The organism is Stenotrophomonas sp. 2YAF26, assembly GCF_052114625.1.
Lineage (GTDB): Bacteria > Pseudomonadota > Gammaproteobacteria > Xanthomonadales > Xanthomonadaceae > Stenotrophomonas > Stenotrophomonas indicatrix.
The window spans coordinates 21,458-33,508 of sequence record NZ_JBFRFC010000002.1 but is presented as its reverse complement, the minus strand read 5'-3'; the positions used below and the strand labels follow the sequence as shown (position 1 = coordinate 33,508).

General features: G+C 65.9%; 13 protein-coding genes and 5 tRNA genes. 14 read left to right on the top strand and 4 right to left on the bottom strand.

Annotation, left to right across the window (positions count from 1 at the left end; translation table 11 throughout):
* The first annotated feature begins 10 nt into the window (after positions 1-10).
* From pgsA to AB4Y98_RS02470, 4 genes are all read left to right on the top strand, one after another.
* Positions 11-637 carry a CDP-diacylglycerol--glycerol-3-phosphate 3-phosphatidyltransferase gene (gene pgsA, locus AB4Y98_RS02485; RefSeq protein ID WP_049469025.1) on the top strand — a complete coding sequence of 209 codons (627 nt, stop codon included), beginning with the start codon at positions 11-13 and terminating at the stop codon, positions 635-637.
* Between the two features lie 252 nt (positions 638-889).
* Positions 890-965, top strand: a tRNA-Gly gene (locus tag AB4Y98_RS02480).
* Between the two features lie 139 nt (positions 966-1,104).
* Complete coding sequence (locus tag AB4Y98_RS02475; RefSeq protein WP_442243708.1) at positions 1,105-2,211, top strand: NAD(P)/FAD-dependent oxidoreductase; 1,107 nt, start codon at positions 1,105-1,107, stop codon at positions 2,209-2,211.
* Between the two features lie 105 nt (positions 2,212-2,316).
* A tRNA-Gly gene (locus AB4Y98_RS02470) sits at positions 2,317-2,392 on the top strand.
* A 67-nt stretch (positions 2,393-2,459) separates the two neighbouring features.
* Here AB4Y98_RS02470 and AB4Y98_RS02465 read toward each other — a convergent pair.
* Positions 2,460-2,807 carry a hypothetical protein gene (locus AB4Y98_RS02465; RefSeq protein ID WP_442243707.1) on the bottom strand — a complete coding sequence of 116 codons (348 nt, stop codon included), beginning with the start codon at positions 2,805-2,807 and terminating at the stop codon, positions 2,460-2,462.
* 161 nt (positions 2,808-2,968) lie between these two features.
* On the opposite strand from AB4Y98_RS02465, the gene AB4Y98_RS02460 reads away from it, so the two are divergent.
* From AB4Y98_RS02460 to AB4Y98_RS02445, 4 genes are read left to right on the top strand one after another with little or no spacing between them, the layout of a single operon-like run.
* The gene (locus AB4Y98_RS02460) at positions 2,969-4,465 is read left to right on the top strand and encodes a TolC family protein (RefSeq protein WP_442243706.1); all 1,497 of its coding nucleotides are present in this window, start codon (positions 2,969-2,971) and stop codon (positions 4,463-4,465) included.
* Positions 4,462-5,601 (top strand): ABC transporter permease, encoded by a 1,140-nt coding sequence (locus AB4Y98_RS02455; protein WP_442243705.1) that lies wholly within the window; start codon positions 4,462-4,464, stop codon positions 5,599-5,601. The genes AB4Y98_RS02460 and AB4Y98_RS02455 overlap by 4 nt, the downstream gene beginning before the upstream one ends.
* Before the next feature lie 10 nt (positions 5,602-5,611).
* Complete coding sequence (locus AB4Y98_RS02450) at positions 5,612-6,340, top strand: ABC transporter ATP-binding protein (RefSeq protein WP_025875189.1); 729 nt, start codon at positions 5,612-5,614, stop codon at positions 6,338-6,340.
* On the top strand, positions 6,337-7,248 hold the full coding sequence (locus AB4Y98_RS02445; RefSeq protein WP_442243704.1) for an HlyD family secretion protein: 912 nt from the start codon (positions 6,337-6,339) through the stop codon (positions 7,246-7,248). The genes AB4Y98_RS02450 and AB4Y98_RS02445 overlap by 4 nt, the downstream gene beginning before the upstream one ends.
* A gap of 12 nt (positions 7,249-7,260) precedes the next feature.
* On the opposite strand, the gene AB4Y98_RS02440 is transcribed toward AB4Y98_RS02445, so the two are convergent.
* A complete protein-coding gene (locus AB4Y98_RS02440; protein ID WP_442243703.1) occupies positions 7,261-7,713 on the bottom strand; it encodes a hypothetical protein in 453 nt (150 codons plus the stop codon).
* A 74-nt stretch (positions 7,714-7,787) separates the two neighbouring features.
* On the opposite strand from AB4Y98_RS02440, the gene AB4Y98_RS02435 reads away from it, so the two are divergent.
* The 4 genes from AB4Y98_RS02435 (at position 7,788) to AB4Y98_RS02420 (ending at position 8,932) form a co-directional block, all read left to right on the top strand.
* Positions 7,788-7,863: transfer RNA gene (locus tag AB4Y98_RS02435), tRNA-Gly, on the top strand.
* 154 nt (positions 7,864-8,017) lie between these two features.
* Positions 8,018-8,093: transfer RNA gene (locus AB4Y98_RS02430), tRNA-Gly, on the top strand.
* A gap of 66 nt (positions 8,094-8,159) precedes the next feature.
* A tRNA-Cys gene (locus tag AB4Y98_RS02425) sits at positions 8,160-8,233 on the top strand.
* A 189-nt stretch (positions 8,234-8,422) separates the two neighbouring features.
* Positions 8,423-8,932 (top strand): DUF998 domain-containing protein, encoded by a 510-nt coding sequence (locus tag AB4Y98_RS02420; protein WP_442243702.1) that lies wholly within the window; start codon positions 8,423-8,425, stop codon positions 8,930-8,932.
* 46 nt (positions 8,933-8,978) lie between these two features.
* Here the strand turns inward: AB4Y98_RS02420 and AB4Y98_RS02415 are convergent, their stop codons facing one another.
* Complete coding sequence (locus tag AB4Y98_RS02415) at positions 8,979-9,620, bottom strand: flavin reductase family protein (RefSeq protein ID WP_442243818.1); 642 nt, start codon at positions 9,618-9,620, stop codon at positions 8,979-8,981.
* Between the two features lie 171 nt (positions 9,621-9,791).
* Here AB4Y98_RS02415 and AB4Y98_RS02410 point away from each other — a divergent pair, with 171 nt between their 5' ends.
* Both AB4Y98_RS02410 and AB4Y98_RS02405 read left to right on the top strand, forming a co-directional pair.
* Positions 9,792-10,430, top strand: a complete 639-nt coding sequence (locus tag AB4Y98_RS02410) for an ArsR/SmtB family transcription factor (protein WP_442243701.1) — start codon at positions 9,792-9,794, stop codon at positions 10,428-10,430.
* A gap of 133 nt (positions 10,431-10,563) precedes the next feature.
* Positions 10,564-10,833 carry a hypothetical protein gene (locus AB4Y98_RS02405; protein WP_089240177.1) on the top strand — a complete coding sequence of 90 codons (270 nt, stop codon included), beginning with the start codon at positions 10,564-10,566 and terminating at the stop codon, positions 10,831-10,833.
* Positions 10,834-10,846: 13 nt separating this feature from the next.
* Here the strand turns inward: AB4Y98_RS02405 and AB4Y98_RS02400 are convergent, their stop codons facing one another.
* Positions 10,847-11,929, bottom strand: a complete 1,083-nt coding sequence (locus tag AB4Y98_RS02400) for an alpha/beta hydrolase (RefSeq protein WP_312107783.1) — start codon at positions 11,927-11,929, stop codon at positions 10,847-10,849.
* Positions 11,930-12,051 lie beyond the last annotated feature (122 nt).

Here is a 12,051-nt window from a genome sequence, read left to right as displayed (position 1 = left end):
ATAAAGCAGCATGACGTTGACCCTGCCCACCTGGCTGACCCTGTTGCGGATCGTGATGATCCCGGTGCTGGTGCTGGTGTTCTACCTGCCCTACACCTGGACCAACTTCGCATCGGCGGCGATCTTCGGCCTGGCCGCGATCACCGACTGGCTCGATGGCTGGATCGCGCGCCGTTACGGCCTGGAGTCGGCGTTCGGCGCGTTCCTCGACCCGGTCGCGGACAAGCTGATGGTTGCGGTGGCACTGTTCCTGATCGTGCAGGGTCATCCGACCCCGTGGATGGCGTTCTGGGCGGCGGTGATCGTCGGCCGCGAGATCGCGGTGTCTGCACTGCGCGAGTGGATGGCCGAACTCGGCCAGCGTGCCAAGGTGCGGGTGGCGATGATCGGCAAGGTCAAGACCACCGCGCAGATGGTCGCGCTGCTGTGCCTGCTGTATTCGGTGGCGCCCAACGTGCCGGTCAACGACATCTGGATGGGCCCTCCGGTATTCCATATCGGTGACTGGACCCTGGCCATTGCCGCAGTGCTGACCCTGTGGTCGGGCCTGCAGTACCTGCACGCCGCCTGGCCCAGCCTGCGTGACGACGAGCGCGCCGCGCGCGAGCGTTCGCGGCAGAAGAAGCTGGGCAACTGAGCACCGGGGTCGGATCCCTTTCCGCAGGAAAGGGCTCTGACCCCAGGGACGCCTCCATCCACGCATGGCGTGGATCTACTGGGCATACGTTCTACGCAGGATTCCTCATCCACGCATGGCGTGGATCTACGGGAATGTGGGTTTGCGGTAGATCCACGCCATGCGTGGATACGCCATGTCGGCCACTCCCGCAAATCCCTGAAAAAAAGCGCTTGACGCAATCCTTGGAATAGGTAGAATTTCGCCTCCCAAGCGGGAATAGCTCAGTTGGTAGAGCGCAACCTTGCCAAGGTTGAGGTCGCGAGTTCGAGTCTCGTTTCCCGCTCCAGATTTAAGAAGAACGCTCCCGAAAGGGGGCGTTTTTCGTTTTGGCCGGAGCGGCTTCATCCCCACTTCACCGCCACTCCATCGCCTCACCATCTGCCGATCCCACGCTGTACTCCCGGATCCAGCAAGGTGATGCCGCGATGCCTCACACTCCCCCTGCCAACGACTACGACGTGGTCATCGTCGGCGCTAGTTTTGCCGGCGCCGCCTGCGCACTTGCCGCCGCTCAGTACGGCCTGCGCGTCTGCGTGCTCGAGCGCAAGGCCGACCCTGGCGAACGCCTGCACACCACCGGTATCGTGGTGAAGGAGGCGATGGAACAGACCTGGCTGGGGCGCGTGCCTGATCATCTCGTGCAACGCGTCGCACGCGTGCGCCTGTATGCGCCGAACCTGCACAACGTGCTGCTGACCGCACCGGGTTACTACTTCCTCACCACCGATACGCCGAACCTGATGCGCTGGCTGGCCAGCGAACTGCGTGCCAATGGCGTGGACCTGCGGCTGCAGCAGTCGTTCACCGACGCCTGCCGCGACGGCGACGCGTGGCAGGTTGAAGGGGTGGGGCGCACGGCCTATCTGGTCGGCGCTGATGGCGCACGATCACGTGTTGCCCAGCGTACCGGCCTGGGCCAGGTGCGCGACAATCTGTATGGCGTCGAGCGCGAGTTTGCCGGCGTGCAGCTGCCGGAAGGCGATGCCTTGCACTGCTTTGTCAGCCGCCGGTTCGCACCCGGCTACATCGGCTGGGCCGCGCAGAACCCCACCGGCGTGCAGGTGGGATTGGCGCTGCGGCATGATCCCGCACATGCACGCGCGCCGGATATCGAGGGTTTCCTTGAACACGTGCGCGACGTTGTGGGACTTCCGCACTCGGCCCAGGTTGCCGGCACCCGCGCGGGCCTGGTGCCCTGCGGGTTGCCGGATGGCCCGATCACCGCGCCGGGCGTGATCCTGACCGGTGATGCGGCAGGTGTCGTCTCGCCGCTGTCGGCCGGCGGCATCCACTCGTCATGGCGGCATGGCTGGGCGGTCGGTGATGCGATCGGGTTGCACCGGCGCGGCAAGGGGCCGGCCGCAGAGCAGGTGGCGCGTCAGGCGGCCCCCACCTTTCACCGCAAGCGCGTGCTGCGCTGGGCAATGGACCACCTGCAGCGGGACTGGCCGGTGGATGCGCTGCTGCGCACCGGCCCGATGCGCCGGCTGGCCGAGCAGATCTACTTCCATCGGCGGGGCGTGCGGATGTGATCCTGAAGCTGAACGCTGCTTCATGAGGGGGAAGCAGAATCCTGTTGACGCCGTGCAGCAATCCCGACACAATAGCGCTCCTTCGACGCAGGTCGAACGGAATCTGCGGGAATAGCTCAGTTGGTAGAGCGCAACCTTGCCAAGGTTGAGGTCGCGAGTTCGAGTCTCGTTTCCCGCTCCAGATTCAGAAAAACGCTCCCGCAAGGGGGCGTTTTTCGTTTGCGCACCGGCAAGGGATTGCGATTGCGCTAGCGCGGGCTGCCTCGGCCCGCACTGCACCAGGTTCGCACGTCCGCACGATCGAAGCCGGCGCAGGCGTTCTTCCGCGTGATGTACAGATACGGGGCGTCGGCCTGGTAGGTGAAGTGGTAGTAATAGGTCCGGTCCTGGCCGTACAACCAGTAGCTCGACGAGCCCTCGTTGATCACGTAGGGCTCGAAGGAAAAGATCGACGACTGCGCGGGGATGAAGTTGCTGCGGTCCATCAGCAGCATGGCCGCGTTCGACGCCAACGGAGTGGTCAKGCAGATCGCCGTCGTGCCCACGATGAGCACGGTCGCGAAGATGCCGAGCGTGCGGCGAAGGGCGGATTTCAAGCGTATTGCCTGCCAGTGGAAGCGTTCAGGACAATGTGCCGCAGCACCCGCGGACAGTCCAGCGTTCAGCTTGGCGGCGCCGATGAAAGGCTGTGGAAAGGCCGAGGGTTCGCAATGCATGCACCGCACACGCGCTGTAACGCACCTCCGACCGATTCTCCATGTCCACTCCACAATCGCGGCGTAGCCTCCTCGGCTTCTCTCTCCACGAAGGCGGGCGGGTGGCCAGTCCCATCACTTTCCCGGCAGCGTTCGCGCAACGGTATGCCGTCGTCCCACGCATCGTCCTGGGTACCGGGGCGCTGCTGACCAGCATGATGCTGGTGGGCTGCGTGTCGGTGCCGGTTCCCGATCTGCCTGATCGCGTACCAGCAGTCTGGAATCAGCCCGCGCTAGGGCAGGGCGTAGCGGTCGACGCGCGGCAGTGGTGGAAGGTGCTGGCCGATGCGCGCTTGAACGCGCTGGTGGAAGAGGCCGTCGCCGGCAATCTGGACCTGCGCCAGGCCACCCTGCGGTTGCAGGCGGTACGCCTGGTGTCGGGCACCTCCGATGCGCGCTTCCGTCCGGAAATCTCCGCCAGTGCCAAGCAGGTGCAGGACGCCGCCGCGGTCGACACGTATTTCCACGCCGGCGTCGAAGCGATCTGGGATCTTGGCCTGTTTGGCGCAGCGGAGAGTGCCCGTCTAAGCGCGCAGGCGGCCAACGGAAATGCCGAAGCGCTACGCGATGCGGCGCAGGTGGCGGTCATCGCTGATGTGGTGCGCAGCTACCTGGATCTTTCCGTCGCGCAGGCGCAGGTGGATCTGCTGGGCAGGCAGCAGGCCGTTGACGCACGTGGCGAGCAACTGGGCCTGGTGCGGCAGCGCCTGCATCTGGACGAGCCTGGTGAACTGGATCGCCTGCGCGCGCGGCGGGCGGCCACGCGCGCGGCCATTGCACAGGCGAATGAAAACGCGGGCAACGCCGCGCGCGCGTTGGCGCTGCTGCTGGGTCGCGATGGTCCGGATCCGGCCTGGAATGCCTACCGCACGCCACCGCAGTTGAGCGCCTTCACCCTGCAGCAGGTGCCGGCCGATCTGCTGCGCCATCGCCCGCAGATCCTGCTGGCCGAGGCCGATGTGCTGCAGGCTGCCGCCGAAAAGGGCAGTGCGCGCGCGTCGATGTTCCCGAAACTGAGCCTGGGCGGTTCCATCCTGTACGCCTACAACCTGACCCAGAACGCTCGCTCCAACTCTGATTCCAGCCCATCGATCGGTCCCTACATCGATATCCCTCTGTGGGATTGGGGCCAACGTCGCGCGCGCTATCAATCCGACGACAAGCAGCTGGATGCAGCCTTGCTGGGGTATCGCAAGGCAGTGCTGCAAGGCGTGGCGGAAGTGGAGGGTGCACTGGGCAGCCTGGCCCGCGAGGACAGCAGCATCCAGTCGCTGCAGGTGGCCGACGAAGCTGCCCGGCAGCAGGTCGCACGACAGGCCCGGCAGGTGCAGCTTGGTCTTTCCAGTGAGTTCGACGGGCTGGAAACCCAGCGTGCCGCGCTGTCCGCGCAGGCCGACCTGATCGGCGCGCAGTGTGCTCGCGTACTTGCATTCGCGTCGCTCTATCGCGCAGTGGGTGGGGCCCCCTTGCCGGCCGAGCCTGAAGGCGACGCGCAATGATCGCGCTTGCCCGCAAGACCCTGGTTTACGAGTGGCGGCGTTTCCTGCCGGTGGTGCTGGCCATGTGTTTCGCCGGCGTGCTGCTGATCGTGCAGGCGGCGCTGGTACTGGGCATCTTCGGCACCGCCGCGATCTACGTGAAGGCATCCAGCGCCGATGTCTGGGCGGGCTTTGCCGGCACGCAGAGCGTGAACTACGGTCATGCGATCAGTGCCGATGTAGAGAATCGCCTGCGGATGGACCCGGATGTCACCCGCGTCGAACCCTACGAGTGGGTCGATGGCGAGTGGCGCTCCAGCGCACAGGGTGCCGGCAACGTGTCGGTGTATCTGTCTGGCATCTCCACGGCAGGCGACGCGATGATGTTCTCGCGCATCCTGTCGCCCGATCTGCGTGCCCGGTTGCGCGAACCCGGTGCAGTGATCGTCGACAGCGCGGACCTGGATACGCTGGGCGTCGATCTGCACCGCAACCGCGCGTGGATCAATGGCAAGGCCGTGCGTGTGGTTGCCGCGCAACCCGGCCTGCGTGGCCTTGGCGGCGTCAACGTGCTGGCGTCTTTGGATACCGCGCGTGCCATCGCCGGAACCGATCCACATGAAGGCAGCACCTATTTCGTGGCGGGCACGCGCTCACCGGAGCTGGCCGCGCGCGTGCGCGACCGTCTCAGTGCATCGACGGGCCGCGCCACGCCCGTCGAGTTCTGGACAGCGCCGGAGTTCGCCAGTCGTTCGCAGCAGTACTGGCTGTTCGATACCGGCGCCGGCATCGCAGTGCTGTTCATGGCGGTCATCGTCTGCTTCGTCGGCGCGGTGATCACCAACCAGTCATTTGCGGCGGTGGTGGCCGGGTCGGTACGCGAGTACGCCACCCTCAATGCGCTCGGCGCAGGCCGCTACGCGCTGGCCCGCGTTGTGTTCGAACAGGCCCTGCTGATCGGTGGTGTCGGCATGCTGCTGGCCGCAGCCTTCAGCACGGTGGTGCTGCTGGCCGCGCAGACCCAGCGCGTACCGGTACAGCTCACGCCGATGGTGGTCCTTGGCTGCGTGGCGCTGGTCGCGGTGATGGCCATGCTGTCGAGCATCATGGCGGTGCGCAGCGTCGTCCGTTCCGATCCATCGCTGCTGTTGCGTTGAGGGGCCACCGATGACGAATGCTCCCATCGCGATCCCGACCCTGCGTGCCGACGCACTCGAAAAGGGCTTCGTGTCCGGCGATGTGCATGTGCCCGTGCTGCGTGGCCTGTCGTTGGACATCTATCCCGGCGAATTGACCTTGGTATCGGGCCCCTCGGGCTGCGGCAAGAGCACGCTGCTGTCGCTGATGTCCGGGCTCTCAACGCCTGATGGCGGTCGCGTGCATGCGCTTGGCCAGGACGTCAGCCACATGACCCGCAGCGAGGTGGAGCGCTTCCGCCTGCACCACGTCGGTTTCGTATTCCAGGGCTTCAACCTGTTCCCGGCGCTGACGGCGCTGGAGCAGGTGCAGCTGCCGTTGGGCTATCGCGGCATGCGCAACCGCGACAGCGAGCCGTTGGCGCGGCAGGCGCTGGACGAGGTCGGCCTTTCGCACCGCAGCCACATGCGCCCGGCACAGCTGTCCGGCGGCGAGAAACAGCGCGTAGCCGTTGCCCGTGCGTTCGCCAAGTCACCCACGCTGATCTTTGCCGACGAACCCACCAGCGCATTGGATGCCGAGAACGGCCAGCGCGTGATCGACATCCTGCACCGTTATGCACGCGCGCATCAGGCCACGGTGTTGTGTGTAAGCCACGATCCACGCCTGATCCGCCATGCGGATCGGGTGATCGCCATGGAAGACGGCACGGTCCGCGATGACCGCCGCCAGAACGAAACCGTAGAGCCCAGCCCATGACCAGAATGCCGCCGTTGTTCTCCCTCAGCTTCTCCTTGGGCGCGGCATTGCTGCTGGGTGCCTGCAGCAAGGATGCACCCGTACCCGCGCAGCCGACCGCTGCCACGTCCGCCAGCGCGGACAACGTCGCCGTCGCGCCTGGCATCATCGATGTGGAAGGCGGGCTGATTGCACTGGTACCAGCGATGGATGGTTCGGTCAGCACCGCGCCGGTGAAGGAAGGAGCGGTGGTGCGCAAGGGCGACGTCCTGCTCACCCTGGATGGCGCACTGCTTGAACAGGAGGTGGGCATGGCCAACGCCGATCTCGCGCTGGCCACCGATCGGCTGAAGGGCAGCCAGGCGCAACTGCGCGAACTGGAGCGCAACGCCACCCGCCTCGCCACCGGCGCCAGTGAAGGCGTGTCGTCCAACCAGCAGGCCGACGCAGCCAGGCAGCAGCTGGCAGGTGTGCGCGCCGATGTGGATGTGGCCGGAGCGCAGGTCGACATGGCCCAGCACAAGTTGGAGCACGCCAGGCTCAAGCTGCGACAGATGTCGCTGACCGCGCCGGACGCCGGCACCGTCGTCGGCCAGGTGCCGGGCGTGGGTGCGTTCGTGCAGGCCGGCAAGCCGGCGATGTCACTGTTGCCGGCGCGACCGTTGCAGGTGCGTGCCGAGCTGAGTGCGGCCTACGCCGATGCCGTGCAGGTTGGCATGCGTGCGACGGTGGTGATCGATAGCGATGGCGCAGAGGGCAAGCCATTGCCGGTGGCACGCGTGGTCCGCATCAGCCCGGTGTTCGCGCAGGCACGATTGCCCGAAGACGCAGGGCGCGGCGTGGCCAAGGTGGTGGAGTGCGTGCTGGAATTCGACAGCGCCGCCAAGGCGCGCGTCGGCCAGCATGTGCGGGTGGAATTCCACAGGTAGGGGCGTGCTTCGCTAGGGGCGTGCGCGTCGGGTCTGTTTCCCGGTCAACGCCCGCCACGCACTGGCCAGCGACACCACGCACAGCGCCAGCAGCACAGCCAGGTCGATCAGCAGCAGGCACAACAGATGCATGCCCTGCACCGGTGCCTGGTGCAGGGCAGCGGCCAGCCACGGGAACGACCAGGCCAGCAGCAACACCAGGGCGATCAGCAGCCGCAGCCACAGGCGCCCTGGTTTCCAGGGACGCACGATCAGCACGGTGACGACCAGTTCCGCTCCAGCCAGTACAGCGAACTGGACGACCGCGCCGGTGGGGTAGGGCAGGGTGGCGTCTTCGAAGTGGCGCAGCATCCAGTAGTCCGGGGTGAAGCCCGCATTGATCAGTGCAGCGATCACCGCAAGCCAGGCCAGGGCGACAAGGCTCCAGCACAGGCGGGCAAAACGAGCTCTCGTGGGCGGGTTCATCGGTGCTGCGGACTGTTGACGGCGTGAAGGAATTTGGACACAATAGCGCTCCTTCGACGCAGGTCGGAGAATCTGCGGGAATAGCTCAGTTGGTAGAGCGCAACCTTGCCAAGGTTGAGGTCGCGAGTTCGAGTCTCGTTTCCCGCTCCAGATTGCACAGGGCCCCGGTTGGGGCCTTGTTTTTCTCCCGCCACGGCAAGGCGGGGCACGTTGAGCTACAAGGCTCTTCGCGCAGTCAGAAAAGTGAAAACTGTTGTGAAATGGCTGGTGTGTGTCCCGGGCTTCCGGTACCATGACGGCTTATGCGGGAATAGCTCAGTTGGTAGAGCGCAACCTTGCCAAGGTTGAGGTCGCGAGTTCGAGTCTCGTTTCCCGCTCCATGTTCCGACAGGCCCCATCGCGGGGTTTTGTCATGTCAGGGGCGTCGTTCCTGATCGCAGTACGTTGGCCTCATGGCAGAGTGGCTATGCACCGGATTGCAAATCCGTTTACAGCGGTTCGATTCCGCTTGAGGCCTCCAATTGAAAAGCCCTGATTCCGGTCAGGGCTTTTTCTTTGTGCGTCCCCCTGGCGCCAGCAGGGGTACCAAACTGCACATGCGACCCCGGGGGACCGGCTGCTAACGTCGCCGCACTCCTCTTCAGCGGTGGTGACTGCAGTGCGGAATCTGGCGATCCAGCAGGCGGTATACGTTCCCCTCGGTGCCATGATGGCGCTGATCGCTTTTGCTTTCACCGTGCCCGGCTACCACCCGCTCTCCCAGCATCTCAGCGAGCTGGGCCTGATGCCGGGGCTGCCAGCCAAGGCGGTGCAGGTCGGCGCGGTGGTCAGTGGCTCGGCCATCATCGTCTTCAGCCTTGCATTGCTCGCACAAAGCCGCCGTTTCGCGCTCACTGTGCTCACCTCCATCCTGTTCGGCGTGTCCATGGTCAGCAATGGCGTCTTCACCACGGGCAGCCCGCTGCATGGCCTCTATGGCATCGGCATCTTCTCGATCCTGACCCCGCTGCTGTTCCTGGCTGAGCTGGGCCCTGCTGCGTCGACGCGGATGGCCTGGATTGCGCGTGCCATCTCGCTGCTGGGGATGGCCTATCTGTGGCTGATGCTTTCCGGATTCGACCCGGAGCCCTATCGCGGCCTCACACAGCGCATCGCGCTGCTGCCGGCGTTCGGCTGGTACACCTTCGCCGCGCTGGAGCTGCGTCGATCCCGCGTCTGAATCAGGGGCTTCTTCTACTTCTTGTCGGCGGCGCGCAGCCAAGGGTTCAGGCAGGCAATGGCAAAGGATCGTCAGCGCGGAAATTGCGCGCCACCGGCGTGGTGGTGCCCACATAGTGACGGAACAGATAAATCAACGGTGCCCAGCGCTGCACGTCGATGTGGTGGGTGCCGGCAACAGTGATCGCCTCGTGCGCATGCACCCGGCAGATCCGTCCTTCGACGATCATGAAGCCCTGATCCTGGGTTCCGCTGGGCCGGTGCGAGGCGAGCAGCGCGACCTCCACCTGCAACGGGCATTCGGCAATCGCCGGCGGGGCCACCTGCACCGAGTCGACGCGGCTGAAGCCGCCCAGTGCGAACTTGTCAGGCACATGCACGTACCCCATGGCGCGCTTCGACTCCGGCACGGGGGTACGAGCGGTGGCGCGGGCGATGGCTTCAACCTGCGCCGCCTGCGTGGCATCTGCGAAGTTCAGTACGCATTCGCCGCGTGTCAGAAGGTTGCTGCAGCCTTGGCCCTGTTCGCCGATGCCGAGCACCACGCGGTCGCCCAGCGCCCAGAATGATGAAAGCGGACTGATGTTCGCACTGCCGTCTTCATTCAACGTAGTCATCAGCACTACCGGTGTTCCCGGGTAGAGCACCGAGGGGGTGATGCAGCGGCGTTGGAAGTCTTCCGGTGGCATGCCTGAGCTCGTGGGGTGCGGGCGATGACTGTGCCCTGTGCAGGGGCGCGCATGCTTCGATCCGGGTCGAACGATGCGCGGAAAGCGGCATGCCACAATGCGGCCATGGTCCAGACGTCCCGCTCCTTCATCCATGTCGGCACGCTGGTCGGTGACCACGCACGCGCGGCCATGCTGTTGACGTTGATGGATGGACGGGCGCACACGGCGTCCGAGCTGGCCGGCGTGGCTGGCATCTCGCCGCAGACCGCAAGCAGTCATCTGCGGCGGTTGCTCGACGGCGGCATCCTGGCCGTGGCGGTGCAGGGACGCCACCGCTATCACCGGCTCGCCTCGACCGAGGTCGCCGACATGCTGGAAGGCATTCTGCGTTTCAGCGATCAACGGCCACCGCTCTCTCCACGAACCGTACAGGTCGATGCCGGCTTCCGTCGGGCGCGCACCTGCTACCGGCACCTGGCGGGTGAATGCGCTGTCGCCATCTGTGACCACCTGCTGAGTACCGGAGCGATTACCGCGGCGGCAGACCACTGGCAGATGACGGCTCATGGCGCCGCCATCCTGCGCGCGGTGGGTCAGCCGCTGGAAGCGTTGATCGCGCGATCGCCACAGGTGACGCCCGCGCGATACTGCCGCGGCTGCCTGGACTGTACCGAGCGGCGCCCGCACATGGCCGGCATGGTCGGCGAAGCACTTCTGGAGAGTTTCCTGCAGAACCACTGGCTGCGTCGCCTTGAGGGGCGGCGCGACCTGCAGGTGACACCCGACGGGCAGAAGGCATTCCGCAGGCTGTTCGACGTACATGCCTGAGGCCCGCCCAGCGCCGCTGACAGTCTCAGTCGGCCACGACATTGCGACGGGGTATGGTCGAGTTCTGGTCTTCGGGAGCAGCAATGGCAGGCAAGGACATGAGGGGCCGCACGCACGATGCGGCTGGCCGGCAATGAGCAGATCCACCGCAGATGTGCGCTGGCTTACATTCCGGCTGAAGAACGGGCAGTCCATCGGCCCCGATCAACTGAAGGACGGCTGGGTCCTCGCCTCGGAGAGCCGTCATTGTGACGTGCGCCGCGAGCGCATCGAGGGCGCAGGCGTGGTCTATGCGCTGTATGGCCCGCCGGATCTTCCGTCTCCGCGCCGCGCCGAACTGCGCATGCGCGACTTCCTCATGCGCTCCGGGTACACCTTCACCATGGGTACGCTCGGCCACTGATGCGGTCGGCTGCTCAGAAGGGAGCCGCTGCTGCCTTCAACGCCTCGACCACCTGTGAATCCGCAAAGCCGCAGTGGCCTTCGCCCACCGCAGGCAGTACGCGCGGCAATGGCGTGGCCCCAGCGTGCTCGGCCAGTTGCGGATACACCGCCTGCATGCGCGGCACGATGCTCGGGTCGTTGTTGTTGAACTGGATCACCAGCGGTCGCTTGAGCGCGCCGGTCAACGCCAGCTTTTCGCGCACGTATCGCTGTGCCGGCGCAGCAGGTGCCAGCCGCTGCACGCCCGCGTTGAACGCCTTGTCGTCACCGAATCCGCGGTAGACGGTCGTAACGTTGCCGACCGGCATGCCGCCGGCGCGCGTGGCCAGTTCGTGCAGGATCATCGCGTGCAGGCTGATCGTGCCCGGCAATGCCTCCACGCTTACCTGCAGTCGTGCAGCCAGTTGCGCAGCCACGGCCGGCCGGGTCTGAAGCGCGGCGGCGATGCCTTGATAGAGCTCCATCTGCGGCAGTGCCGCAGCTTCCGCCGATGCCAGGCCCTGCCGGGGCAGTCCCTTGGCTTCGGGGAAGAAATAGTCGAACGCCACCAGGGTGGTCAGCAGGTCATTGGCCAGTTGTTCGCCAGGCAGGTTGGCCCCGCACAGCGACACGCCACCGGCGTAGTGCTGTGGCAGGCGTTCGAGGGTGGCGATGGCCACCGCACCGCCCATCGAAAAGCCGAGAATCCAGGTGCGACGCACGTCCTTCAGTTCGGACAGGGCGTGCGCGCGCAGGCGTTCCATGTCCACGATCGCATCTGCCACCGCCCAGCCCTGGCTGGCATAGGCGCTCTGCGCCACGGCATAGCCTGCTGCAAGCAGGCTGGCGGTGCTGTCGTTGGCCGGCATCGGTGATGGCTGCGGCACGCCGACCGGCTCATAGCCATGCGCCAGCATTACCAGTTCGCCGTTCCAGCCGGTGGGCGCATCCAGACGCCAGCGTGCGCCCTGCAGTTCGCCGCTGAAGGTACGCGGCGTGGCGGGCGGCACGGCGGCCTGCGACACGTGCGGCAGCAGCAGGGCCAGTGCCAGGACCAGCCGGTGGAAGGTTCGCATCATGGTCTTTGCCCTGGCCGGTGCGGTCTGCGCGGAAGGTGCCGCCTGTATAGCGCTGCCCCTGCACGGTGGCTAGCCCCTGACGCAACGCAATCGAATTCGATACGATCTGCCGTATCTGC